Origin of the sequence: Bacillus sp. FSL L8-0199 (assembly GCF_038005705.1) — a bacterium.
Taxonomy (GTDB): Bacteria; Bacillota; Bacilli; order Bacillales; family Bacillaceae_G; genus Bacillus_A; species Bacillus_A cereus.
Window position 1 is genome coordinate 3,526,440 of the sequence record NZ_JBBOTS010000001.1, and the last position, 26,652, is coordinate 3,553,091.

Sequence of the window (26,652 nt, forward strand, 5' to 3'; positions counted from 1 at the left end):
TTTATTTTATATTTAAAACACGTTCTGGATGGGTATATACATTTAAGGAGTGATTACGAATAAATCCTATTGTCGTAATACCTAAATCTTCCGCTAGTTGCAAAGCTAACTCAGTTGGAGCTGATTTTGATAGTATAATTTCACAACCGATTTTTGCAACTTTCAATAATATTTCCGAAGAAATACGACCACTAAAAACAATGATTTTATCTTTTATAGAAATATCGTTTCTTAAACAATAACCGTAAATTTTGTCTAATGCATTATGCCTACCAATATCCATTCGACTTAAAATAATACCATTCACATCACATAAAGCTGCATTATGAACCCCACCAGTATGATGAAACGTATCCGCAGATTGCTGCATTTCTTTCATTAACCGAAAACAATCCTCTGCCGCAACCTGTACATGGACACCCTTCATTTTTTTTGCACTTAGTGCATCATTTGCAAAAACAAACCCTTGCCTACTCATACCACAACAAGACGTAATATAGCGTTTATTTTGCATTTGTTCATAATACGGATTTACTTTTGTCGTTATTACATGCACAAATCCTTCTTTCTCCTGCACCCATACACTATCAATATCTTCATACTTCCGAATGATTCCTTCAGACGCTAAGAAGCCTATTACCATATCTTCTATATATTCTGGAGTACTAACCATTGTAACAAACTCCTGTCCGTTCATTTTAATGGTGACAGGAAACTCTGTTACAATGCTGTCCTCTATATGCTTAAATGCTCCTTGTTCATAACGAAAGATTTCTCTTTCTACCTGTATCGGTTTCACGATCAGTATCCTTCTCTCACGTTATATTTTTATCAAAAACAAATACAGAAACTGCAATATCTTCTTCTACTTTCATATCCGAAAACAAATTCACTAATTTCGCTCCAACAAGTTCCTCCAAATGTTCACGGGAATTCGCAGCATACACTTCTTGAATCATTTTCGTTCTAGCCATATGAACCATTTCCGCACCGTCCATCGTACTTGAAATAAATTTTTCAGTAGGTGTTAAGTTTCCATAAAGAGTCGCTATAGCCATATTTTCCGCAAAAACAGTATGAATTCGTTCTGGTCCTTTTCCAAAAAGTTCCTTTCGAAGTTTTCGTATCATATCATTAAATTCATGTACTTTTTTTGACATACAATTATACCTCCCAAAAGCCTCATTTTACTTTATTATATATTTTACCAAAATGAGCCTTCCGCCCAAACTATTTCGTACAAATATTTGGGCGGAAAGGTTCACTTCATGAAGTTTATTCGTCTTTTAACCCTTTACCCATACCTTTTAAGAAATGAAGCCCAAACCCGATAGCACGGTTAATATCTGGGTCTTTCAATACTTTCATAAGATCGAATACCCCTACTTTTTTATTACTTTCTAGATGTTCATTACCTTCTTCTAGTCCGACTAATAAACTACCTATAAGCTTTTTCGTAAGTTCTGGGTCAAGTTCAGTTAACGCACCTGCAGCACCCATCATATTATTAATTAAATTTGTAACAGGCTCACGAGTTACTTGACCTAGAACAATTTTCGCAATTGGTTCTTTCGCTTTTAGCATTGAATTTGCAGCTTCTAGCATTCCAATGTCATTTAATTCCCCTACTATATTAAACATCTGATTTAGAGCTTCTTCATTATTAGTTAGAAGCTCTTTTAAATCATCTAACTTTTGCTGTTTTATTTCTTCCTCAGTTAATTCTTGTTTTTGAATCATTTTTATAGGTGCAGCCATAGTTTTCTCCTCCTACTTATCCGTTAAATGCACATACCCTGGACGTGCCCACTTACGATGTACCTCAATTCCAGCTTGAGGGTGACGTTTTTTATTACGTGGGTTCGCTTTTGGCATCGGATTTTCGCCCTCAACTTCTAATACTTCCATACGTACTTTCGTTTGTTTATACGCAGGTGTATTCGTACGTACATCCACAGCAGGACCTGTTAAGAAATTAATTGCCGTTTCGTTATCTGTAGAGTTCATCGGTAAATATAACTCATTCGCTTTTACACGATCTGTAACGAGTGCACGTAATTTTAATGCTCCAAAAGGAGAGACAAGACGAACTAACGAACCTGTTTTTACGCCACGTTCTTTTGCAAGGTCTGGAGAGATTTCAACGAAAACACCAGGTACTTTCGTTTGAATACCTGTTGATTTATTTGTCATATTCCCTTCATGGAAATGCTCAAGCATACGACCGTTGTTTATGTGAAGGTCAAACTCAGCTGGAAATTCAGCTGGACGTACCCAGTCAGCAATCGCAAAACGAGCTTTTTTATCTGGGAAGTTAAATCCGTCTTGGAACAGAAGTGGTGTATTCGTTCCATCAAAACTTCCCCAATGGAAACTGTTCCATCCTTCAAGCACTTCATAGTTCGCTTGCGAGAACAATGGTGATAAACTTGCCATCTCAGCAAAGATTTCACTTGGGTGGCTATAATTCCAGTTTGCACCTAGTTTATTCGCAACTTCCTGGACGATCCACCAGTCTGGTTTCGCATCTCCTAGCGTAGGAAGAACTTGATATAATCTTTGGACACGGCGCTCTGTATTTGTGAAAGTACCTTCTTTCTCAAGAGATGGCGCTGCTGGTAATACAACATCTGCATATTGAGCAGTTTTAGAAAGGAAAACATCTTGCACAACGAAGAAATCAAGGCTCGATAACACTTCATGTACATGATTTGCATTAGAATCTACAAGAGCCATATCTTCTCCGACAAGATACATTGCTTTCATTTTTCCTTCGTCAATTGCGTGAAGCATTTCAATATTATTAAGACCTGGTTCACTATCAATTTTCACTCCGTAAGCAGTTTCAAATTTCGCACGTTCCATTTCGTTAGTAACGTGCTGATATCCTGGAAGCCATCCTGGTAAAGTCCCCATATCACAAGCACCTTGTACGTTATTGTGACCTCGAAGTGGGTATGCACCTGCTCCTGGACGACGATAGTTCCCTGTTGCAAGAAGTAAGTTTGAAATTGCAGCGGAAGTATCAGAACCACCTGTATTTTGCGTTACCCCCATACCCCAAAGGATACATGTACCATCTGCATCACGAATCATTTCAGCCATTTGAATAAGTGTTTCTTTTGAAATACCTGTTACTTCTTCTGCATATTCAAGTGTATATTCTTCTAGGCTTTCTTTGAAATCTTCAAAGAAGTTTACATTCTCATTAATAAATTCCTGATCATGCCAACCTTGATCGATCATATATTTCGTAACAGCCATTAACCAAACTTGATCTGTTCCTTGTTTTGGACTAATAAAGACATCTGATCGCTCTGCCATTTCGGTTTTACGAAGATCAGCTACAATTAACTTTTGTCCGTGTAATTTATGTGCACGTTTAATACGTGTAGCTAGAACAGGATGCCCTTCTGTCGGATTACATCCTACAATAATAACAAGACCAGATTGCGCAATATCTTTAATCGTTCCGGCATCACCGCCCATACCAATTGTACGGAACAAACCATCCGTTGCTGGTGATTGGCAATAACGTGAGCAGTTATCAATATTATTCGTTCCAAATACTTGTCGAGCTAATTTTTGAATTACATAATTGTCTTCATTTGTAATTTTAGAGGAAGAAATAAATCCGATAGAACCTTTACCGTACTCTTCTTTAATAGCACCTAATTTATTTGCAACTACATTCAGTGCTTCTTCCCATGTAGATTCAACAAACGTTCCATTTTTACGAATTAAAGGTTTTGTTATTCGTTCTTTAGAATTTACGAAATCCCAACCAAATTTCCCTTTTACACAAGTGGAAATTGCGTTAACTGGTGCATCTGAAGATGGCTGTACTTTAAGGATTTTACGCCCCTTCGTCCACACTTCAAACGAACAACCTACACCACAAAATGTACATACTGTTTTCGTTTTCTTCGTACGAGTATCACGCATGGCCGCTTCCACTTCTGATACCGCAAAAATACCGCTATATCCAGGCTCAACTTCTTTAATTAAATCTACCATCGGTTCAAGAATATCTGGTTTCAATCCCGTCATAAATCCAGCTTCACCGAGCATCGTTTTCTCCATTAAAGCGTTACAAGGACAAATCGTTACACATTGACCACAGCTAACGCATGAAGAATCATTAATATTTACTCCTTCATCCCAAATAACTCGTGGGCGTTCCGCTTCCCAGTCTATCGATAACGTTTCATTTACTTGTAAGTTTTGACACACCTCAACGCATTGACCGCATGCAATACATTGATTAGGATCATAGCGATAAAACGGATGCGTCATATCAACTTCACTTACATCTACTTTCGGTTCATACGGATATTTTTGATGTTCAATTTCCATTAATTCTGCTGTATTATGCAGTTTACAGTTCCCATTGTTGTTGTCACATACTGTACAGTATAATAAATGATTTTCTAGTAACCGATCTATCGCCTCTGTTTGTGCTTCTTTTGCGCGAACAGAAGCACGTTCAATGCTCATACCTTCCGTTGCTATCGTCGAACAAGAACGCATTAACTTTCCGTCAACTTCTACAATACAAGTGTCACATGTTTGAATAGGATCTACCTCTGGCACATAACAAATTTGCGGATGTTCAATCCCGTTCTCATTAATAACACCTAATATCGTTGAACCGGGCTCCGCTGTATACTTTTTTCCGTCAATTGTAATATGAACCATGTTGTTATTCATGGTCTTTCCCCCTTTTTGAGAATAAAAAAACTCCACCACGAAAATATACGCACCACATTTCGGCACGTTATTATCATGGTGGAGTAGTTTATTAGCACATCTTGCTAAAATACCAATCCATTTATTCATAAATAAAACGATAGAGTCATAACAGGTCATATCACGATTCCATCTTTAACACTATAATTATAGCGTTAAAGTTAAAAATATACAATATAAAATTTAAACTACGCATATGTCAGCTTGTAACTATCCATAATAACCCATATAAAACATAACAAGGAGTAAGCGAACAAATGGGGTCTTTTAATAAATGGATTCGTGGTGAAAAATCTTTTTCTACCCAAGAGCAAGCTGATTACGCATTAAATAAATCTATCTCTTCTTCCCTTTCCCTTAATTTAAAGCACTTGTTCAAACTGTTTAGCGGTATTCCAGAATTAATAACACGCACTTTTCCATTAAAAAACGGACAGGAAGCTGCACTTATATATATGGAAGGACTTGTAGACAAAACTGTTATTAACGTAAACATTCTTCGTCCTCTCTTATTTAAAGAGTGGAATGAAGACGATTTTTGGGAAGCTTCTGTTTCTATCGGAAATATAAAAAAAGTTCAACAGTGGACAGACATTGAACAATCTCTTTTACACGGCAAAAGTATTTTATTTATAAACGGGCAACTATCCGCTTTAGAGCTTGATACGCAAGCGGCACCAAAAAGGAGTATTGAAGAACCTACAACAGAGAGCTCCATAAAAAGCTCACACGAAGGATTTAATGAAGTAGCGAGCGACAGCCTTGCACTTATTCGTCGATATATTCCAAATCGCGAATTGAAAGTGAAGGAATTCACTGTTGGTGAACGAGCTACTTCAAAGGTTTTTTTGCTTTATCTAGCAGATGTTGCGAACGAAAATGTCGTAAAAGAAATGGCATCCCGTATCGAGTCAGTAAAAGTTGATGCGATTCTTACTACTGGTGAATTAGAGGGGTTTGTTGAAGATAATTCCTTTACTCTCTTTCCGCAATTATCAATAACTGAACGTCCTGACACAACAGCACATCATATTCTAGATGGGCGAATTGCCGTTATTGTAGATCGCTCACCAGGCGTATTAATAGGACCTATGACCTTTTCATCCTTTTTCCAGACGATAGATGATTACAGCTTCAGACCTATGATTCCATCTTTTATACGACTCCTTCGTTTCACTGGGCTATTTATTGCAATATTTGCTCCTGCTCTTTATATTGCTATGATTTCCTTCCATTATGAAGTGATTCCGCTCAAATTGTTGTTAACGATTGGAGAATCTCGAGCCAAAATTCCTTTCCCCCCCATATTAGAAGCTTTATTAATGGAATTAGTTCTCGAAATGCTCCGAGAAGCAGCGATTCGGCTCCCTGGACCTGTTGGACAAACAATCGGCGTCGTAGGAGGAATTGTAATTGGACAAGCTGCGGTTCAAGCTGGGATTGTTAGTAACGTTATGGTTATCGTCGTATCAATTACTGCGGTTGCCTCTTTCATTATTCCCAACTTAGAAATGTCAGCAGGAATTCGGCTTCTTCGATTCCCAATGATGATAGCCGCCTCTTTATTTGGCGTCATTGGAATTATGGTTGGAATGGCAATTATTATCATCCATATTCTTTCTATGGAATCACTTGGTGTGCCATATGGTAGTCCTTTTTCTCCGTCATATGCTTCGGATTTAAAAGATACCCTTGTACGTTTCCCATGGAAAATTATGAAGAAACGGCCACTATCTCTACAATTAAAACAAGATAACCGGCAAAGAGATGTTGAGGAAAAGGAGGAGAATAAGTGACAAAACGTGCAAAGAGGGAGATCACTTTATTTCAATACATTTTAACTATTAGTGGTGTTCAAGTTGGGTTCGGCGTACTTACACTTCCGCGTGAAGTTGCACAAGGAGCGAATACAGATGGCTGGATGTCTATTATTATCGGATGTGTCATTACCACTTTAGTCAGTCTATGTATTGTAAAAATCATGGAAAAACATCCAGGATATACTTTACTTGATGTGCTGATACGTTATCTTGGAAAATGGCTAGGAAGAGTAGTAATGATTTTTTGGATTTTATATGCTGTACTCGCAGCTGTTTCCTTAATTTTTTCCCTCTTATACGTTATTCATATTTGGATTTTACCTAGATCTCCTATGTCTTTAATTATGATTTTGTTATCCATTCCAATGCTTATGCTTGCATGTAAAGGGGCACTTATTATTAGTCGCTTTGCTGTTTTTACTGTCATCTTTACACTTTGGATGCCATTATTATTATTTATTCCTCTTAAAGATGGGCATTTTATATATCTTCTTCCTCTCATCAAGGAAGGATGGCTACCAATTCTAAACACCGTGAAATCAACTATCATTGCGTTTCTCGGATTCGAGTTTGCATTTGTCCTTTATCCTTATTTAACTAACAAAGCATCTGCAAAAAAAGGAATTATTATTGCGAATTTGATTACGTTATTTATTTATCTTCAAATCACGTTCGTTTCTTTTATTTATTTTAGTCCAGATGGTATAACAAAGTTTTTATGGCCGACTCTTTCTCTTGTTACACCGTTTCACTTCTCATTTCTTGAGCGATTTGAAATTATCTTTTTATCATTTTATCTCTTTATTATTTTTGATTCCTGTATTCCTTATATTTTCACTGCTTCAGATGGAATTAATCAATTACTTAACAAAAAAGGGAGTTCATTACCTATTTATTTTTTATTATTCGGGTGTATTTTCATCTTATTCTTTTATATCCCTTCTTCTTATCAGATAAGTGCGTTGCGGGAATTTTGGGGAACTGCTAGTTATTTTATCGTTTTTCTATTCCCGGTTGTATTTCTCTTATACATGACACTTTATCAGCATTGGAAAAGGAGAAAAGTTTAAATGAGACGCTTTATTCGTTTTATTATATTTTGTTTTCTCATAATTTTTTTAGCAGGTTGTGAAGATCGGCTTGATTTAGAAAAACAATCCATCTCATTAATTTACGGTTTTGACGCAAAAGCAAAAGGAAAATTAATTGTGTATCACGTAAATCCTATTTTTAATGAAGATGTAGAGAAAAAGTACGAAATTCATGAAGCGAAAGTACATACACCCCGAGAAGCAAAAGATACGTTTAACAGTTCAAGCAGCGGTTTAGTGTCCACAGAAAAGTTACAGCTCATATTGTTTAGCACGAATTTTTTAAAACAAGAAGGAGCTATGCCTTATCTGGATGTTTGGTATCGCGATCCTAAAAATACAGGAAATATGCGCATGGTTGCAGTAGATGGCCCCGTTTCTTCTGTTATATATAATAATTTCAAAGATAAGCCTGCTCTTCCTGAATATTTAACAGATTTAATTAATACGAACAAACTATACAATCGGACCGTGTTTACGACATTCCATGAATTTCATAGACAAACTTTTAATAAAGGGGTAACTCCTGCTATTTCAGAAATAAAAAAAGGGAAGAAAGATGTTATTGTTACTGGTTCGGCACTATTAACCTCTCGTGGAGCTTATAAGATGTCTTTAACTCGCTATGAAAGTGCCCTTCTTCTTATGGTGCAAAAGAAAGCTAATATACCCGTTTCACTTACAATGAAAATCCCCTCTAATTTAGTTGAAAGTAATAGCCATCTAAAAGATACAAAGGGCAACGATTTTATAACAATAAACGTTCTTAGTATGAATCATGATATCGGTACAGACTATAGCGATAACCGATTCAAATTTAATATTAAAATGGATTTAAAAATTGCCGTATCTGAACTTACATTCAACATGGATATAGATAGTGATAGAAAAAAATTAACTTCTCTTATTACAAAACAACTAAACAAAGATTTAAACGAATTAATCCACAAAATTCAGAAACAGCAACTCGATCCATTCGGATTTGGTGATTATGCGAGAGCATTTCGCTATAAAGAATGGAAAGAAGTTGAAGATGATTGGCCAAGTGCCTTTTCAAAAGCTAATGTGAAAGTGGCACCAACTATTAAAATTTTAGAAAATGGGATTATTAAATAGAAAAAACACGCTACTTGCTCTCATACGTCTAAAGAGCAAGTAGCGTATTATCATTTTTATTTTGAAGCTTCCTATACAGTTATACTTCTGTTTCTGGTTCTTCGTTTTCCGCTTGTTCCAATCCTTGCTGCTCTGCAAGTTCAGCTGAAATCATTCCATAATAAATTTCTGGATACAATCCAAATATTTGATATACACTTCCTAAAAACGGCATCAGAATCCCTCTTTTCTAAAGTTGTATTGCCACTTTTAAGGATTCCCTTTTCATTCATTATACATTCGTTTTTGGCGTTTCTTCTTCATCTTGAACACTTAATAAATTTTGCCATTTTTTATACGGAGCGCTATTTGGATCTACATATCCTTTTGCATGCGAGCGATCCCACAATTGTTTAATAAACATTTCTTTCTCTTTCTTTGCCACCATATCGGCACCTGTACCGTAATAGTTCTGGAAATACAACTCGATTTCATCGAGGAATAGTCTTAATAATTCATCTGATGTTTCTTCTAATGTCGGATCATACTTCGCTTCACGGTCATACATTAAAATCATATCTAAAAGATTGTGGACATGTTCTTTTCTAAGCCATCTTACATCTTGGGCTCCTAATACGAACGGATGTGTATATAAATGTCCACCTTGTATCATCGCCTTTTCTTGCTCTTCTTCAAATCGTGACAAGATGTTTTCATAAATAAACGGATTATGAAGCAATGCTCTGTGTAATTTATAACTTTCGCTTGAAATATTTTTCCCCATCGACTGAATTAAAAAGCTACGTCCTACACCGTTATATTGATACACAAATTGTCCATCAACAGCAACTAAACTAATCCAGCGATACATATATGCGTATAGTAATGCACGATTACATTTATCATAATCTAATTTTGTTTGAGTCGCGTTTAAATCTGGCATAAAGGCTGGTAAGTGCCAATACTTATCTAAATGCGGCGTTAAACTAGATTTTTTACTATTTAATTTATTTACACGGCGATAATACGATTGGAAATAGTCACCTTTATCATTCATAAATCCGTTTGAAATATGTCCTGATGATAATTTAGGAAAATCTTGCAGCGATAAGCCGTAATGCGCTCGATAACAGATTACTTCAAATGGCGAAAAGGCTTCATGTACTGTATCTTTTTCTTTAAACATTTCTTGAATTAATTCCTCTTGCAGCTCTTTCTTTAAAGAAGGATGTATACCCCAATATTGTAATTCCCTATGATGAGCAACTTTCGGAACGAATGGACTCGCTAAATGGAACAGGTCTTCAATTTTTTCACGAACGTATTCATCGCGATCACGTTTCTTATAATCTGCTTCTTTTCGCAACGCTTCAATGATATTCAGTTCTAATTTATCACGATAGCGTACTTGCAGTTCGTCATAACAATAGCTCAGTATATGTTCTCGGTAGAAATCCTCTACCTTTTTCGACTGAATCTCTTCTGTTTTCGCATCACGACAATATTCACCGTACAAACTCATATAAATTTCCGCTGATATATCTTTCGGTAGTACACCTAAATTTAAACGTTGCTGCATATCTTGCCATATCTTTTCTTGCAGCTGTTCCTCAGCTAATACATATACATTCGTCGGGTTTGTTTTCCCTTCAAATTCCTTACTGCGCTTTTGGATTTCAAACAGTAAATTTTCACGTGTTTCATGTAAATTATCAAAAAATCTTTCCCAATATTGAATCATTTTATTAACTGCTTGATATAGCGATTGATATACAAGTTCTAATAGCATTTCTTTTCGATATTCATTTAATTTGTGTACATATTGCGTTATGATGTCTTCAAATTCTCTTTTGAATAAACGTTGCTGATTATTAATCATTTTTCCAAACCAGCCTTGTTGTTGAGCAATTTCTACTCGGCGTACAGCTGTTACCGTTCCATCGATATTACCCACATTAAATTTTTTATCGTAGTTTTGAATTACATTACGCTTTTGTTCATTATTTTCATGTAGTCGATTCATTTTTTCCACTAACTGCTTTCGAATTTCATATAACATAAAACGTGCTGCTACTGGGTGAACTGGATCTGTTTTCTTTAAAAACCATGTATTTAATTGATAGGACTGCCCTTCAGAACCACTTGGTGAAAAGCGGTCTGATTCAATCATGTCATATAAAAGTGTCGTTACATGTTCATGTACACGGCTCGGAATTGCATACGCATATAAACGAACCGCATGATCCACTCTTGCCACTTCACCTTTCATTTGTTCCATCATTTTCAGTTTCGCAGCTGAAATTTTACACTCATGTTGCAGACGATTTAATTCCTCATCTTTTTGCACCGTTCGTTGTACATAACTTTCTACAGCTTCTAAAAACAGTTTTGATTTCGCAACTCCGATCTTACCACCCTCTGCTCCTTCACGTGTTTCATTGTACATTTGTCTATAGAAAATATGAGCTTGCTCTGGACGGGTAGCAAGATGCTCCAAGTCCTCTAAATAACTTTTACCTCTCTCCGGCTTTTCACGTTGCATCCCACGTTTTACATCTTGATCGTATCTTTGCTTCTTCTCTTGAAACAGTTGATCTAAATGAAGCCACGATTCATCTAAACCTTGCACCGCCCATTTTAAAGCACAATATTTTAACACATGTTCATATGGATAAATGAGTTTTGCCGTTCCTGCCCCGCAATATCGCCCTTTTCCGCTTGATTCTGCTAATTGCTGAATTTGATTGTCTTCCTGTGCAAAATGACTTGTGGACATCGGGCTAAATAACTGTAAATAAATTGTATTTGCCATCTGTTCCATATAATCTGATAAATTGTGTAAATGGTGTCCATGTAGGTTTTCATAATCGTATAAGAAACAATAATTGTACGGTAAATGATGTTGTTTAATTGTATGATTCGTTCTTCCGTCTTCATCTACTTGATCAGGGCGATACTCTAATTCAATTGTTACACCGCCGCGTTTTGATAATTCTCCAGTAGAACCGAGCGTAATAGCATGTAATTCTTTTAACGATGCATAGCCGTTCGCTTGCACCGTTTCAAACTCTTTCGCACTAACTGTTCTCGTCTTTACTAAAACATCCGGCATTAAAAACGCACCGCGTATTAAAATGTTATGATGCTGCAATTTTTTCCGAAGCATTTCACGTAAATATAATGCAATTTGCAGAAACATCCCCGAACCTGTTCCGCCTGCTAGTGATGTTACTATAATGACACGCACACCATATTCTGTTTGATCACTTGTAACCGGAAAAATTTTCTCAATTTCTTGCCAAAAGGACGTTAATTTATCTTCTTTCATCGCAGCACGTAACGCTAAACGTGAAATGACGCGTAACTGTCCTGCTCCTTCTGTTAATGGTTTATCAAGTATAGTCGGATCCATCGGAAACCACTCTGGGATTGTTGGATCTCCTGCAATATACTCCCTGGGCGTTTTACTAGAACTCGTTTGTGTCTTAAACTTTCGAATATGATCAAATTTACTCAATGTATTCACATCTGTATCAAATACGTGCATTGCTACCTTTTTCCGGCGCTCTTCAGGTAATTTTTCATATATTTGATGCGTCACAGTACTACCGATTCCACCTAAACCAATTAATATTGTTGGAACTTGTAATGTCATGTGAACCACCTTCCTATTCTTGCTTGTTTGAAAAAAGGGAAAGAGAATCCATACTCCATCCCCTTCTTATCCCTACCTACTATTCACATTCGTACTTGTAAATCTCTTTACCATATCCTCTATCAATTAGTAAAAGTTCATTTGGATATAGTGTCTTATGTTCCATTCCTACTTCATCCTCTGTTATAAACATTCCATCAATAATCATTCCAACTACTTGTGATTCTTTCGCTACAAAGACAGATTTCGAACCTTTCTTCGCTATAAACGTAACGGATTGCACTGTTTTTCTTTCTGCTCTAAATGGGATACCAAAATAATGGTTCCACCATTTATTTCGAAGTAATTCTGGTTCAGATTGATATAGCCAATCTTTCGCTACCTCTTGATCCCATTCATAATACAGTAGTGCTTTCCGGTGAAATCTTGGCCGAACAATCCATCCTAAAACAATGATTCCTACTACTAGTAGTAATAAAGTGATAGGAATGACAAACTTAAAAATAAGCGCATATTTTTCATAAAACGGAGCATCTTGAATATGGAATGTTATGTTTTTCTTTACTTCTTGTAATTTTGAATCCTGCATTACGATGGTAGCTTCTACGGTGCCGGTATCTGTAAAATTAAATGTGTCGGAGTAATAGGGACGAGGATAAACATAGATTTGATTTCCATGTTGCTTTATTTCATAATTGATTGATTGTTTAGATGTGACACCAGTAGATTTTAATAGTTTTTTTACAGCTTCTTCTGTCATTGACTTGCCATCTAACTGTGGTTGTAAAACAAATGGTTTACTATTCTCTAAATTTGTCACTTTTTCTTCATAATCTTTTGTAACAGTTTGAAGTGATAATTTCGGTTTCTCAGCTGTTTCAATTTTAAATTCTTTCGTCTGTCTATAAAACCCCTTTATATTCATATGAACTTTCCCGCGTACTAACCCTTTACCAAGCTTCGTTTCGTAATAAAACACATGCCTCTTATCATCCCACTTCATTGCATATTGTTTTCCGTCTATTTCTACTTCTGCCTGAAAGTAAGAAGACTGAACTGGCAACTCCGTAGGCTTTGCTTCAATAACAGCAGTAACACCTTCGTACATTTTCTCTACATTTTTTTGACTACTATCATCTTTGTCATAAGTAGAAACCGTATAATTAAGCGCTGGTTCAACTAGTACTTGTAGTCCTTCTTTCTCAATGTCCTGGTCCACTTCTATCGTATAAGTTCCTGGTTTAATAACTTCCTCATTTTCCGTACTTATATGAACTATATTTCCGAACAATTTTGCTTCTCCTGGTGCATGTATGGAAAAAGAAGATTGCAATTGTAATGGTTTAGAAATTTGTGTGACCTGATAATCGGGCAGAGAAGGCGATTGTCGTACAAGCGTCATACGCTTTAATGGAAACGGTGTTGTAATCTCTACTCTTTTCCCCACTACTTTCGTTTTTACAATCGATTCAACAGAGGAGAATGGATCACGATTTGCAACTAATGCTGCCACTTGATTTACACTTTTTACAATGCCATCTTCTCCGCTTGACGGCATCGTAACACCATTTATCTCTTTCTTCCATATTTCCTTGAACGTATTTAGTTGTTCTTTTTCTTGTTGTCCTAAATCTTCTTCCATCGTAATTAAGACTGGATGTAACGATATCTTTTTTGCATCCATTTCTTTCTTAAACTGGGCTAATTTCTGCAAAATTTGTTCTTTTCCGCCAACCTTATCTTTCTCTAAATCATTAAATGCCCCGTCAGTTAATACAATAAGCCAAAATTCACGTTTTCCATCTATATCTGCTTCCTTTTTTATAGATTGCATCGCCGTTTCTACCGCGCTAAATGGAGTATTTAAATACGTTTTCCATGCTCCAATTCCCTCAATTTCTGTTTGCCTTTTATCCTTCGTTAACGAAATGTTTAATGGATCATTCGGCTTACTCATTGGAACGTAAGAAAATTTATCTTTTTCATCCAATAGCGCAACTAAACTTTGCAAAGCATAATTGGCATATTTCCAGCGATCGTTATTTCTCATGCTGCCCGAATCGTCATATACAAGTGAAACGACCCTTTCCTTTGCCTCCTCTCCTTTTGCAAAAGCTGATAAAGGTAAACATATAAATAGAAACAACATGAACGTGGCACAAATTCGGATTTTCATGATGAGGCTTCGCCACCTTTGTAGACAAATTCCTATGTTTAAATTTATGAGAGGAAACAAGATATATGACTTGTATTTTAGGACAACGAACCCAGCATAATTTTATTATGTAAACAGTTATAAGAACTGAATATTATTCCTTCTAGCGTTTTCTATCCGATACTATAAGTAAAAAAGCCTGTTTAAGCTCCACACTTAAAACAGACTTTTCCTACTTTTTATTTTAAAAACACATAACAAAAAGTTTGATTTTTGACTTAACACATCACTTCTATTGTAAATCCACCAGGTGCTTCAACGTAAAACGTATACGCATGGACATGCTTAGGAGGCTCGACCAAAAATCCATCTTCCTTCAATCTTTGATTTATCTTATCTACTTGTTCTTCACTTTCTTGTGGAAATCCTACGTGAAATGTTCTTGGATACTGAACTTCTTTTCCTTTCATTAAAGTTAGTATAAATCCATCATTATCACGCATAACTGCAAAGCCATTTCCCCTTGTTCCACTACAAATTAGACCAAAATACTTCTCTAAAAACTCTCTAGCTGCTGTTACATCTGTAACTGTTAAATTAAGATGTTTAATTCCCAATCCTTCACCTTCTTTCTCAATTTTCTAACATTTTATCATACAAATAAAAAACACGCCTTCCACAGCGTGTTTCATTGCTTTACATACACTTCAACAATCGGATTCTCTTTATTATCCGCATGCAAGCGTATATTCTCTTCACTTGTATTATAAATACTAGCTAATAACATTATCGTTAACACATTAGGTGTCTTCGCATCACTTCCGTATTTTCTCTCAAGCGCTTCCTTATATTCAAAATCTAAATCCCCCTGCACATATGTATACACTTCAAAACCATCTTCTAAATTGCAAACTACTGTATCAATAATATCTGTCCCTACTTGCTTCTTCATTTCCTCTCGTAACGCTTCAATAAAATCTTCCCATGGTACTTCGTATGTCTGAAACTGATCTGTAGATTTCATGCCTTTTCCTCCTTATATATCCTCTTCTTATATTTCCCCTTTCCTATAACAATTATGATAGATAGGGCATTCGTACAAGCCGCACTTGTCCCCCTTACATATCGTATTACTGTAATGCGGAAGGAGGAAAGAATATGCATAGACAAAAATGTTATGATACATGCCAACGTTATTTCGGAAAAGTTGTTCGGATTGAAGACCGTGATGGCCGTATACATTTAGGTAAAATAATCGATGTGACACAAAACTCTGTATGGATCGAACCGGTGCAACAGCGCTCATCTTTTGATTCAGGGTTCGGATACTACGACGCTTACGCAAACGGTGGTTGTGACCTTTGTGGAGGCCTTAGCAGGTGTGATAGTTGTGGATTCGGATGCGGTGGTGGATTCAGCAGCTGCGGATGTGGTGGTCGTGGTTGTAGTAGTTGTGGTTGCGGCGGCTGGGGAGGCGGCGGTTGTGGCTGGGGTGTTGAACTCGGATTTGGTTTCATCTTCGGAATTACATTAGCTGCATTATTTTTCATTTAACATAGTAAAGAGTTGGCTACCTTTAGCCAACTCTTTTTCTTTATTTTTCACATATAAAAATACGATGCCCTAAAATGTGTTGGTACATAAGCCGTACATTTTCATGCTGTATCCACGCCTCATATAACTCATTCGGAATATGTGAGGATACATTCCATTCTGGCTCTTCTACATAGCCAGAGATTGTTTCTGCAATCGTGCCACCACCAGCAATTGTAATTCTTTTAAAATTTGCTTTCTGAAATAATTGTACCCACTCCTTCTCAGTTAATAGTTCTTTCATGCCATATAATTGGACGATTTTTTCTTCCTCACCCTTATCAATGTGCCTATCAATAATCATTTCAATGACAACAAGCTTACCGTCCTGCTGTAATACACGATAACACTCCGAGATAACCCTTTCTTTGTCTGTAAAAGCGATGATTGATTCTCCAAGTACGAACTCAAATGAGTTATTCAAACACGGTAAATGCTCTACACTTCCTTCAATTAATTGTATATCTAACCCTTCAAACAACCATCTATCTTTTGCCTTTTGAATCATAATTTCATTCTTTTCAACAGTTGTTACTTTATAACCAAATTCCCTTGTCATATATGCCGCTGTTTTTCCCGTACCGCAACCTATTTCAAGGACATTCGCTCCATATTTAAAAGGCAGTTGTGCTAACAATTGTTTTGTTAACGTAAAACCACCAGGATGAGCACTTCCTATTCCGTAATAAGCTAGGAAATCGATGTATGTGTTTCGCTTCATGGGATTCTCCCTTTTTTATTTTATATATTCGAGCACGGAAGAAAAGTGCATAGAAAAAAGGGCGTATTGTACGCCCCTCATCTTACTTATCCTCTGTAATATATGCCCATTTATAGCTGTAGTCTCCACCAACTGGATGGTGAACAATACCTTTTACTTTCTGTCTTTGAACGATAGCATCACCACGTTGATATAATGGTGCAATTGCTGCATCTTCCAATAACATTTTCTCCGCTTTCAGTAAGCTATCCCAACGCTCTTTCGTTTTCGTTAATAGCTCACCTTTACCTTTTTGTACAATTTCATCATATTTAGGATTTGAATATCCTGTTTGGTTATGAGGGCCATTTGTAACGAACATATCAATGAATGTCATTGGATCTAAGTAGTCAGGGCCCCAACCAGCGTAAGATAAATCATAATCTAGATCTGATTCTAATTTTAACTTTTGTTTAAATGGCTGGTTTTTCAAATTCACTGTTAAACCTGGTAAGTTTTTCTCAAGTTCTCCTTTTAAGAATTCTCCTACTTTTTTCGCACCATCACCATCATAGTTTAATAGTTCTACTGTAATTGCATCTTTTCCAAGTTCTTTTTTCGCTTTTTCCCAATGCTCTTTTGCTTTTTTCACATCTGTTTTTAAAATATCTCCATTTTCTTTACGGAAGTCTTTTCCATCTGGGCTCTTAGCAAATTCTTTTGGTACTAAGTAATCTGCCGGTGTAGATCCGTCATTTAAAATAACGTTCGTTAAGCCTTTTTTATCATACGCTTTTGCAATCGCTAAACGTAGATCTTTGCTCTTTAACACTGTATCTTGCCCACCACGTTTTTGGTTTAAGCGTAAGAAGTACGTTGACGGTGTTTTTTGTGTAAAGAAGTCGGGGTTTGATTTATATTTGTCAACAAATTCAGATGTAAGTCCTGAACGATCGATTTGTCCACTTTCATATAAGTTAACACGTGTACCACTATCTTTTACTACGTTAAAGTTGATTTCATCTAACTTCACTGTTTTATTATCCCAATATTGTGCATTTTTCTTTAACTTCCAACCTTCTTCATGTTTCCAGTCTGTCAATGTAAACGGTCCGTTGTATAACGTCGTATCTGATTCTAAACCGTACTTTTCACCTTTTTCTTTTACAAATTTCTCGTTTAATGGATAAAATGTTCCAAATGAAGTTAATTCTACAAAGTAAGGAACTGGATTTTCTAATTCTACTTCTAACGTATAGTCATCTACAGCTTTTACTCCTAACGTATCTAGTTCAGCTTTTCCTTCATTAATCGCTTGTGCATTTTTCAAATCAAACATAATGTATGCATATTCTGCTGCTGTATTTTTATCTACCGCACGTTTCCAAGCAAACACGAAATCTTTCGCTGTTACAGGCTCTCCATTTGACCATTTTGCATTTTTATTTAATGTAAATGTATACTTTTTACCATCATCACTCTTTTTATATGATTCAGCAACTCCTGGTGTTGCTTTATTATCTTTATCAAGTCGATATAAACCTTCCATTACGTTGTTTAAAGCTAGAAACGATACTTGGTCTGTCGCTTTAGCAGAGTCCATAGATGGAATCTCTTGAGACTCTGTTAAATTAAGCACTTGCTTCGCCGCTAGCTTTCCGCCTTCTTTTTCACCACTTTTCGGTGTTGTGCTTGCCTTCTCTTTATCTCCTGATCCAGAGCAAGCTGTTAATGCCATACTCATTACTAAAACTGGTGCTACGACCGCTGTCAATTTTTTCATCTTTTTTCTCTTCATTTTTTGTACCCTCCCCAATTATATGTACGATATTAACATTTAGAATTTCTCTACTAACTTTCGTTATCAGAAAATTCTTATTAATTAATATTCTACTATTTTTTAAAATTTTGTAAAGTATTTTTGTAAATTTTCTAAATATTTATTTTTTTATTATAGTAACTTGTTGTTTTAACTACTATATGAATTATCCCCGTCTACTTATATGTAAACATCCCTCCCCTTATTCCAATCTATTACTACGTTCTATATTTTTCTTATTAGCATGAGGTCTCTTACTATCATCTGTCTTACTACTTACTGACCTCTCTAAATCCCTCCGATAGAACCTTCCTAATTACCTACCCGATTCTCAATAGGCTAACGAGATTTATTCCCTTATACATACTAAAAAGCATTTCACTTTATTTTTTTCCGCCATCCTCAGTTACATACGCCCACTTAAAGCTATATTCTGGACTGATGTTATGTTTCACAATTCCTTTTACATTCGGTTTCATTACATACGATCTTCCTGTTTGATATAAAGGAACTAACCCTGCATCTTCTTCAAGGAATAATTTTTCAGCTTTCCCTAACGTTTCCCAGCGTTTTTTCGCATCACTCATTAATTCATTACCTGCTTTTCCTACCATTTCATCGTATTTTGGATTTGAATAACTCATTTGGTTGTACGGGCTCTTCGATTCAAACATATCAATAAATGTCATTGGATCCGCATAGTCTGGACTCCAACCTGCATAAGAAATTTCATAATCTTGCGCAGTTTCTAATTTTAATTTTTGTTTGAACGGCTGAATTTTCGTATTAATCGTTACACCTTTTAAATTTTTCTCAATTTGATCTTTTACATAGTCAGCAATCTTTTTCGCAGTTCCATCATCATAGCTTAGCAATTCAATTGTAACTTGATCTTTTCCAAGTTCTTTTTTCGCTTCTTCCCACGCTGCTGCTCCTTTTTTCGGATTATATTTCAGACCATTTTTAAATGTATCTTGATAATCTTTACCATCTGGCCCTGTCGCAAGTCCTTTTGGAACCAATTGATCTGTTGCTTTTGAACCATTATTTAAAATTACATTTGCCAATCCTTTTTTATCAACTGATAATGCAATTGCTTCACGAAGTTTTTTGCTCTTTAAAGGCGTATCTTGTCCGTTACGTTTTTGATTTAAACGTAAGAAGAATGTACTTGATTCCGCATACTCACCATATTCTTCTTTGTTCGATTTATATTTATCTACAAACTCTCCTGATAGTAATGTAAAATCAATTGATCCTGTATCATATAAGTTTACTTTCGTTGCAACCTCTTTTACTACACTATAGTTAATTTCTTCTAACTTCACAGTCTTTTTATCCCAGTACTTATCATTTTTCTTCAGCTGCCAACCTTGTTCATGTTTCCATGAAGACATAACGAATGGACCGTTATACACAGTTGTATCTGCTTCTAAACCGTACTTATCACCTTTTTCTTTTACGAATTTTTCATTTAATGGATAGTATGATGGGAATGCTAATAAATTTAAGAAATACGGTACCGGTTTTTCTAATTCTACTTCTAGCGTGTAATCATCTACCGCCTTCGCTCCTAATTCAGTTACAGGTTTTTCTCCTTTATTAATCGCTTCTGCATTTTTAATATAGTAAGCAATAAATGCATATTCTGCCGCAGTATTCTTATCAAGTAAGCGCTGCCATGCGAAAACGAAATCTTTCGCTGTTACAGGTTCACCATTTGACCATTTTGCATCTTTTCGCAGTTTAAACGTATACTTTTTACCATCTTCACTTTTCGTACTAGACTCTGCCGCAGCAGGAATTGGCTTATTCTCTTTATCAAGGCGATATAGGCCTTCCATCGTGTTCCCTAAAATTTGCGAACCTAATGTATCAGTAGATTTAGAAGTATCCATCGTCGGAATTTCTTGGTTTTCCGTACGATTTAATACTTGTTTCGCTGCATATTTAATATCAGATTTTTTTTCTTCCCCACTATTTGATGTAGTAGTCGTTTTCTTTTCCCCACCTGACCCAGAACATGCTGTCAATGCAACACTCATCGCTAAAACTGGTACTACAACTGCCGTTAACTTTTTCATCTTTTTTCTCTTCATTTTTTTACCCTCCCTAATTATATGTACATTACCAACCCTTGAGAGACCCCTTGCTAAAGATTTATTTTTCAGAAAATTACAACTAATGTTATTCTACTCTTTTTTTCGTATTTGTAAATAGTTTTATTTTAAATATTCTGACTTTTGTAATTTAGTAGGATTTATCCCCCATCTACTATATGTACATACTATACACCTTATTCTCCTCTATTTAACCATACTAAAAATTAGTATTTTAAGCTCATAAAAAAAGCATTTAAAAGTAGCTAAGCCACTTTTAAATGCTTTTTCAACTCTATTATTTTTCAGTCACATATGCCCACTTAAAGCTAAATTCTGGACTGATATTATGTTTTACTACTCCCTTTACATTTGGCTGTAAAACATAAGAATCTCCACGTTGATATAAAGGTACAATCGCTACATCTTCTTCAAGTAATGTTTTTTCAGCTTTTCCTAACTCTTCCCAACGTTTTTTCGCATCGCTCATTAATTCCGTTCCAGCTTTTTTCACCATGCCGTCATATTTAGGGTCAGAGAAGCTCATTTGGTTATGAGAATGTCCAGTCTCAAACATATCTAAGAACGTCATTGGATCTGCATAATCCGGATTCCATCCGCCATACGAAATATCATATTGTTGTTCAGTTTCTAATTTTAGTTTTTGTTTAAATGGTTGAAGTTTAATATTAACTGTTACACCTTTTAAGTTTTTCTCAATCTGATCTTTAATATATTCGCCAACTTTTTTCGCATTACCAGTATCGTAGTTTAAGAATTCAATCGTAACTTGATCTTTTCCAAGTTCTTTTTTCGCTTCTTCCCAAGCTGCAGCAGCTTTTTTAGCATTTGGTTTTAAACCATTTTTAAACGTTTCTTGGAAGTCTTTACCGTCTGGTCCAGTTGCTAAACCTTTTGGTACTAAGAAGTCAGCTTCTTTTGATCCATCATTTAAAATTACGTTTGCTAAATTCTTTTTATCAACTGATAGTGCAATTGCTTCACGTAACTTTTTACTCTTTAATGGTGTATCTTGTCCATCACGTTTTTGGTTCATACGAATGAAATACGTACTCACTTGTGAATATGTGCCAAATTCATCTTTCTTGCTTCTATATTTATCAACGAACTCTCCATTTAATAAAGCGAAGTCAACTTGACCGCTATCATATAGATTGACTAAAGTCGCAGCCTCTTTAACAACACTAAAGTTAACTTCTTCCAGTTTCACAGTCTTTTTATCCCAATATTGATCATTTTTCTTTAATTGCCATCCTTGTTCATGCTTCCAATCTTTAAGAACGAACGGTCCGTTATAGACAGTTGTATCAGACTCTAAACCGAACTTCTCGCCCTTTTCTTTAACGAACTTTTCGTTTAATGGATAATATGATGGGAATGCTACTAAGTTTAAGAAGTACGGTACTGCTTGCTCTAACTCAACTTCAAGCGTAAGATCATCTACTGCTTTTACTCCTAATTCAGTTACAGGTTTTTCTCCTTTATTTACTACTTCTGCATTTTTAATCGGGAATGCGATAAATGCATACTCAGCAGCTGTTTTTGGATCTAATAGACGTTGCCAAGCGTATACGAAATCTTTCGCAGTTACTGGATCTCCATTTGACCATTTTGCATCTTTGCGTAGTTTGAACGTATATTTTTTACCATCTTCACTTTTCGTGCTAGATTCTGCTGCTGCTGGAATCGGCTTATTGTCTTTATCAAGACGATATAACCCTTCCATCGTATTACCTAGCATTTGTGAAGATACTGTATCAGTTGATTTTGAAGAGTCCATCGTCGGAATCTCTTGTGTTACTGTTCGATTTAACACTTGTTTTGCTGCTAATTTTTCCCCTGACTTACTATCTCCACTAGAGCTAGAATTTGTGCTTGTCTTCTTATCTCCACCTGATGTAGAACATGCTGTTAACGCCATGCTCATTGCTAAAACCGGTGCTACAACTGCTGTTAGTTTTTTCATTTGTTTCTTTTTCATTTTGTACCCTCCCTAATTCTTAACGATAGCTATTAAAGAATTTTCTGATAATTCTGTTTTTCTCTATATATTTATCAGACGATTCTTACTAATTCTTATTCTACTAATTTTTTAATTTTTGTAAAGTATTATTATTGAAAATTTTTAAAAAATTATTTTTTTACAGTAATATTCATAAAAATTCCATATGTTGTTCAAACCTTATTTTGCATTCATACACATTCCTTGTTTTAATCACTTCCATCTCATTTACCGCTTGAATACTTGTTAATTATTGCTAATAAATAATGCATATATCTAAAAACATCTTTTCTACAAAAATAAAAAAGTCAGCAAAGCTGACTTTTTACCTGGCCATTTTTTCTCGTTTCATTTCCTCTACTACTCTCGTATACTTCTCATCATCAAATTCATTTTCACTTTTTGCAACAACTACAGTTGCAATACCGTTACCAATTAAATTAACGATAGCACGTGCTTCTGACATGAAACGATCTACACCAAGTAATAACGCTAAACCTTCTAATGGGATAACATTCATTGCAGATAGAGTAGATGCTAGTACAATGAATCCCCCGCCGGTTACTGCTGCTGCTCCTTTAGATGTAACTAATAAAATAGCTATTATTGTTAATTGTTGACCTAGTGAAAGATCGACGTGGAAAACTTGTGCTAAAAATATAGTAGCCATCGATAAATAAATTGTTGTTCCATCTAAATTAAAAGAATAGCCTGTTGGAATGACTAAACCTACTACCGGTTTCGAACACCCGAAGTCTTCCATCTTTGTCATCATTCGCGGCAGTACTGATTCTGACGATGATGTCCCGAGAACAATAAGTAATTCTTCTTTAATATGCGCTAAATATTTCCACAAACTAAATTTATACAGTTTACAAATGAAATTTAAAACAATAAAAACAAATAATGCCATTGTCGCATATACACAAATCATTAATTTGCCAAGTGGTATGAGCGTGCTTAAACCATACTTCCCAATTGTAAATGCCATCCCACCGAATGCTCCAACCGGTGCTAATTTCATTACAATTGATAAAATGTTAAAAAATACTTTCGATAATCTTTCAAAAAAATCAATAACCGGTTGTCCATTTTTCCCTAACATCGTTAATCCTGCGCCGAATAAAATGGAGAAGAATAACACTTGTAAAATATCACCTTTTGCAAATGCTTCAAACATGTTAGACGGCACAATATGTAAAAAGAAATCCATCCATTTCATTTCTTGCCCGCTTTGTACATATTGTGAAACATCTCCGCCTTTTAGTTTTGAGGGATCTAATCCATCTCCGGGACGCACAACATTTGCTACGATGATACCAATAATTAAAGCAGCTGTTGTAACAATTTCAAAATATAGTAGTGCCTTCCCACCAACACGGCCTACCTTTTTCATACTTCCCATACTTGCAATACCGAGTACAATTGTTAAAAAGATAATCGGTGCAATAACCATTTTAATCATATTGATGAATGTTTCACCAATTGGCTTCATTTGTTGTCCAACACTCGGCCAAATTGCCCCTACTGCAATACCACAAATAATGGCCACAATAACTTGGAATGTTAAATTCTTTGCAATTCTCATTTTTGCTACTCCCCTGTATTTTCATTTCTCCCAAACTATTTTAAGCAATAACATTTATTCTATATGGTAGCCCCCTTGCTACTTAACTTGAACCCTACTATTATGTTACACTATTAACTAAAATTTTAAAATAGTATATAACATTAAAAACTAAATGTCATACCATTAGACAAAAATAAAAAAGCAGACATTTCGTCTGCTTTAATTCTCCTCAATTTGCTTTTCACTTAATCCTAGATGTGTTCTAAGAGTATTACTCAAACTCTGTAGATCTTTTTTATTAGGATTATAATAATATACACGTTGCCCGTTTGGGCCATTAGGTAAGTATAAATCATCACCAGCTAATTGTATTTTTTCAACTGAACCGTTTAAACCGTATTTATAAAAAGATAAAATATCATCCATTACTAAATTTGTTTTAAAATCACCATCAACCGCCTCAACTATTTTTTCTAACTTCGCAATCGATCCTACACTTTTTAATTTACTTAAAATCGCTTCAATAACAAGTTGTTGGCGTTGTCCTCTCATTGCATCACTATCAATATGGCGCGTTCTTGCTAGTGCAAGTGCTTCTTCCCCATTTAATTTTTGTAATCCTTTTTTCAAATGAATCGCTTCAGGTTCATCTTTACTATTTTGCTCCGTAAATTCAACTGGGACATCCACTTCAATACCATCTAACCCATCAACAATTTTAGTAAAGGAACCAAAATTAAATTTCACAAAATAATCAACAGGCACCTGTAACAATTTTTCTACCGCTTCCACAGAAGCTTGCGGTCCTCCATCTTTACCATTTTTAACGAAACCACTTCCATATGCATGGGTTATTTTATCTTTTTTCTTTTCAACTGGAACATATGTATATGTATCACGCGGTATACTCGTTAATTTCACTGTTTTATCATCTTTATTAAAAGTCGCTAACAATAATGCGTCTGTATGAAATGCACCATTATATTCCTTTTGTCGTTCTTGATTTTCATCAATTCCCATAATTAAAAGTGAAACATGATTTGCAATTGGCTTTACAGATTTCTCACGTAAATTGGATTTTTCGCCTCGTGCTAAATTCAAATTAGATTTTTGTACGAGACTAGAAGTTTTCATATATACATAGGCTCCATAGCCAATTCCACCAAATAGTAATACCGCCAGTAGTAAACTTATTATCTTTTTCTTTTTATATTTTTGCTTATTTTTCTCTTCTCTTAAAGATGAATGATTCCCCATTTACTCTCCTCCTGTTTCTATTCACCCAATATGTTTTTCATTTTTTCATATTTAGCGCTATCCTTTTGAAACATACTTTCTTTCAATCCCTTATCTATTTGTATCCATTCAGTCGTAACTGAATATTGAATCAAGCCTTCTTGAAAACTAAGAAATTTCAACATAATCCCTGTATTTTTCTCCACAACCATTTCGAATTTCCCTCTTAAATCTTCAGAGGTGCTAACAGGCATCTCTATGTTGATAACTCCTTCAATTTTGTAACAATCTAATCCAAGATATTTCGTTTCTTTATAATTCCAATCTTTATATCGAATTAACAAATCTGCGAATTCTGATTGAATACTATATTTAGCTAGCCCTACATATTCATCATCATATCTCTTTTTCTCATCTGATTTTCTCACTAACCTTTCCGTAGGATTTAATTTTAATAGTTCATTGTTTCTTTCTTTTGGGTTCCATTTTGTCTCTTTATAGGTATACTTCTCATCATCAAACTCTTTTTTCTTGCCCTCGTTATATATAATTGTTCGTTTTTTCGCTAGTTTATCTTCTTTCGAAGAGATACCTCTTTGTTTCTCCGTATCAATCGCATACTTATATGTTGTAGCAATTCTTGATGAGCTAGAATATTCCTCAAATTGTCCTGAAATATTTTTAAAATAATCAATAGAATCTAGCATTTTTTGATGAATCTTTTCTTTATCTGGATAATGTACATTCGATTTTATTTCTTCTTCATTTTCAAAATCAGAAAACGCTTTTTTCTTTACATATTCAAATACTCCACCATTTTGCGCAAAACTTTGTATAGAAAACTCAGACATAGATACCACTGAAAGTATACAAACCGCTGCACTAATTATCATCATATGAATTTTGTAACTCTTCTTTTTTACCTTAAGATTATGTAGCGTACCATTAATCTTTTCATTTAACTCTGGAGGTACTATAACATTTTCATCTTTTATTCTCTTTTTTAATTTCTCATCAAATAATTTTTCATTATCCATCCTTTACACC

Annotated in this window: 20 protein-coding genes; 4 read left to right on the top strand and 16 right to left on the bottom strand. The window is 35.2% G+C overall.

The genetic code is table 11. The annotated features are described in order from the left end of the window. Position 1 precedes the first annotated feature (1 nt). From fdhD to fdhF, 4 genes are all read right to left on the bottom strand, one after another. Positions 2-799, bottom strand: a complete 798-nt coding sequence (fdhD, locus tag NST86_RS18050) for a formate dehydrogenase accessory sulfurtransferase FdhD (protein ID WP_000802684.1) — start codon at positions 797-799, stop codon at positions 2-4. Positions 800-815: 16 nt separating this feature from the next. Further along, complete coding sequence (locus NST86_RS18055; RefSeq protein ID WP_000039582.1) at positions 816-1,160, bottom strand: DUF2294 domain-containing protein; 345 nt, start codon at positions 1,158-1,160, stop codon at positions 816-818. Between the two features lie 115 nt (positions 1,161-1,275). Continuing rightward, on the bottom strand, positions 1,276-1,758 hold the full coding sequence (locus NST86_RS18060; RefSeq protein WP_000729897.1) for a DUF1641 domain-containing protein: 483 nt from the start codon (positions 1,756-1,758) through the stop codon (positions 1,276-1,278). Between the two features lie 12 nt (positions 1,759-1,770). Continuing rightward, the gene (gene fdhF / locus NST86_RS18065) at positions 1,771-4,710 is read right to left on the bottom strand and encodes a formate dehydrogenase subunit alpha (RefSeq protein WP_227593190.1); all 2,940 of its coding nucleotides are present in this window, start codon (positions 4,708-4,710) and stop codon (positions 1,771-1,773) included. 296 nt (positions 4,711-5,006) lie between these two features. Here fdhF and NST86_RS18070 point away from each other — a divergent pair, with 296 nt between their 5' ends. From NST86_RS18070 to NST86_RS18080, 3 genes are read left to right on the top strand one after another with little or no spacing between them, the layout of a single operon-like run. After that, positions 5,007-6,545, top strand: coding sequence for a spore germination protein (locus NST86_RS18070; protein WP_098782618.1), 1,539 nt, complete (start codon positions 5,007-5,009; stop codon positions 6,543-6,545). Then, entirely contained in the window at positions 6,542-7,639 is a 1,098-nt protein-coding gene (locus NST86_RS18075) for an endospore germination permease (protein ID WP_016118450.1), read from the top strand. The genes NST86_RS18070 and NST86_RS18075 overlap by 4 nt, the downstream gene beginning before the upstream one ends. Continuing rightward, positions 7,640-8,776 (top strand): Ger(x)C family spore germination protein, encoded by a 1,137-nt coding sequence (locus NST86_RS18080; RefSeq protein ID WP_016118451.1) that lies wholly within the window; start codon positions 7,640-7,642, stop codon positions 8,774-8,776. Between the two features lie 79 nt (positions 8,777-8,855). Here the strand turns inward: NST86_RS18080 and NST86_RS18085 are convergent, their stop codons facing one another. The 5 genes from NST86_RS18085 to NST86_RS18105 form a co-directional block, all read right to left on the bottom strand. Next, on the bottom strand, positions 8,856-8,990 hold the full coding sequence (locus tag NST86_RS18085) for a hypothetical protein (protein WP_001116174.1): 135 nt from the start codon (positions 8,988-8,990) through the stop codon (positions 8,856-8,858). 57 nt (positions 8,991-9,047) lie between these two features. Then, a complete protein-coding gene (locus NST86_RS18090; protein ID WP_227593189.1) occupies positions 9,048-12,410 on the bottom strand; it encodes a tubulin-like doman-containing protein in 3,363 nt (1,120 codons plus the stop codon). A gap of 79 nt (positions 12,411-12,489) precedes the next feature. Then, on the bottom strand, positions 12,490-14,586 hold the full coding sequence (locus tag NST86_RS18095) for a vWA domain-containing protein (RefSeq protein ID WP_000702059.1): 2,097 nt from the start codon (positions 14,584-14,586) through the stop codon (positions 12,490-12,492). A 257-nt stretch (positions 14,587-14,843) separates the two neighbouring features. After that, positions 14,844-15,182, bottom strand: a complete 339-nt coding sequence (locus tag NST86_RS18100) for a VOC family protein (RefSeq protein WP_000511521.1) — start codon at positions 15,180-15,182, stop codon at positions 14,844-14,846. A gap of 71 nt (positions 15,183-15,253) precedes the next feature. Then, a complete protein-coding gene (locus tag NST86_RS18105) occupies positions 15,254-15,589 on the bottom strand; it encodes a hypothetical protein (protein ID WP_000842888.1) in 336 nt (111 codons plus the stop codon). Positions 15,590-15,723: 134 nt separating this feature from the next. Between NST86_RS18105 and NST86_RS18110 the strand changes: the two genes are divergently transcribed. After that, the gene (locus NST86_RS18110; protein ID WP_000554977.1) at positions 15,724-16,119 is read left to right on the top strand and encodes a hypothetical protein; all 396 of its coding nucleotides are present in this window, start codon (positions 15,724-15,726) and stop codon (positions 16,117-16,119) included. A gap of 40 nt (positions 16,120-16,159) precedes the next feature. Here the strand turns inward: NST86_RS18110 and NST86_RS18115 are convergent, their stop codons facing one another. From NST86_RS18115 to NST86_RS18145, 7 genes are all read right to left on the bottom strand, one after another. After that, a complete protein-coding gene (locus NST86_RS18115) occupies positions 16,160-16,879 on the bottom strand; it encodes a class I SAM-dependent methyltransferase (protein WP_000828253.1) in 720 nt (239 codons plus the stop codon). Between the two features lie 82 nt (positions 16,880-16,961). After that, a complete protein-coding gene (locus NST86_RS18120) occupies positions 16,962-18,656 on the bottom strand; it encodes a peptide ABC transporter substrate-binding protein (protein WP_000823447.1) in 1,695 nt (564 codons plus the stop codon). 404 nt (positions 18,657-19,060) lie between these two features. Continuing rightward, complete coding sequence (locus NST86_RS18125) at positions 19,061-20,776, bottom strand: peptide ABC transporter substrate-binding protein (protein WP_016118452.1); 1,716 nt, start codon at positions 20,774-20,776, stop codon at positions 19,061-19,063. Positions 20,777-21,074: 298 nt separating this feature from the next. Beyond that, positions 21,075-22,778: a peptide ABC transporter substrate-binding protein gene (locus NST86_RS18130; RefSeq protein ID WP_000730168.1), complete on the bottom strand. Its 1,704-nt coding sequence runs from the start codon at positions 22,776-22,778 to the stop codon at positions 21,075-21,077. A 346-nt stretch (positions 22,779-23,124) separates the two neighbouring features. Then, entirely contained in the window at positions 23,125-24,387 is a 1,263-nt protein-coding gene (locus NST86_RS18135; protein ID WP_001216971.1) for a dicarboxylate/amino acid:cation symporter, read from the bottom strand. A gap of 201 nt (positions 24,388-24,588) precedes the next feature. Then, a complete protein-coding gene (locus tag NST86_RS18140) occupies positions 24,589-25,626 on the bottom strand; it encodes an LCP family protein (RefSeq protein WP_016118453.1) in 1,038 nt (345 codons plus the stop codon). 17 nt (positions 25,627-25,643) lie between these two features. Further along, entirely contained in the window at positions 25,644-26,642 is a 999-nt protein-coding gene (locus NST86_RS18145; RefSeq protein WP_000368240.1) for a hypothetical protein, read from the bottom strand. Positions 26,643-26,652 lie beyond the last annotated feature (10 nt).

Bases quoted from the DNA above. Each gene is read 5' to 3' on its own strand.
- NST86_RS18130 (WP_000730168.1), bottom strand. From the start codon at position 22,778: ATGAAAAAGAAACAAATGAAAAAACTAACAGCAGTTGTAGCACCGGTT.
- NST86_RS18090 (WP_227593189.1), bottom strand. From the start codon at position 12,410: ATGACATTACAAGTTCCAACAATATTAATTGGTTTAGGTGGAATCGGT.
- NST86_RS18115 (WP_000828253.1), bottom strand. From the start codon at position 16,879: ATGAAGCGAAACACATACATCGATTTCCTAGCTTATTACGGAATAGGA.
- NST86_RS18125 (WP_016118452.1), bottom strand. From the start codon at position 20,776: ATGAAGAGAAAAAAGATGAAAAAGTTAACGGCAGTTGTAGTACCAGTT.
- NST86_RS18140 (WP_016118453.1), bottom strand. From the start codon at position 25,626: ATGGGGAATCATTCATCTTTAAGAGAAGAGAAAAATAAGCAAAAATAT.
- NST86_RS18085 (WP_001116174.1), bottom strand. From the start codon at position 8,990: ATGCCGTTTTTAGGAAGTGTATATCAAATATTTGGATTGTATCCAGAA.
- NST86_RS18120 (WP_000823447.1), bottom strand. From the start codon at position 18,656: ATGAAGAGAAAAAAGATGAAAAAATTGACAGCGGTCGTAGCACCAGTT.
- NST86_RS18105 (WP_000842888.1), bottom strand. From the start codon at position 15,589: ATGAAATCTACAGATCAGTTTCAGACATACGAAGTACCATGGGAAGAT.
- NST86_RS18145 (WP_000368240.1), bottom strand. From the start codon at position 26,642: ATGGATAATGAAAAATTATTTGATGAGAAATTAAAAAAGAGAATAAAA.
- NST86_RS18080 (WP_016118451.1), top strand. From the start codon at position 7,640: ATGAGACGCTTTATTCGTTTTATTATATTTTGTTTTCTCATAATTTTT.
- NST86_RS18135 (WP_001216971.1), bottom strand. From the start codon at position 24,387: ATGAGAATTGCAAAGAATTTAACATTCCAAGTTATTGTGGCCATTATT.
- NST86_RS18095 (WP_000702059.1), bottom strand. From the start codon at position 14,586: ATGAAAATCCGAATTTGTGCCACGTTCATGTTGTTTCTATTTATATGT.
- NST86_RS18110 (WP_000554977.1), top strand. From the start codon at position 15,724: ATGCATAGACAAAAATGTTATGATACATGCCAACGTTATTTCGGAAAA.
- fdhF (WP_227593190.1), bottom strand. From the start codon at position 4,710: ATGAATAACAACATGGTTCATATTACAATTGACGGAAAAAAGTATACA.
- NST86_RS18055 (WP_000039582.1), bottom strand. From the start codon at position 1,160: ATGTCAAAAAAAGTACATGAATTTAATGATATGATACGAAAACTTCGA.
- NST86_RS18060 (WP_000729897.1), bottom strand. From the start codon at position 1,758: ATGGCTGCACCTATAAAAATGATTCAAAAACAAGAATTAACTGAGGAA.
- NST86_RS18070 (WP_098782618.1), top strand. From the start codon at position 5,007: ATGGGGTCTTTTAATAAATGGATTCGTGGTGAAAAATCTTTTTCTACC.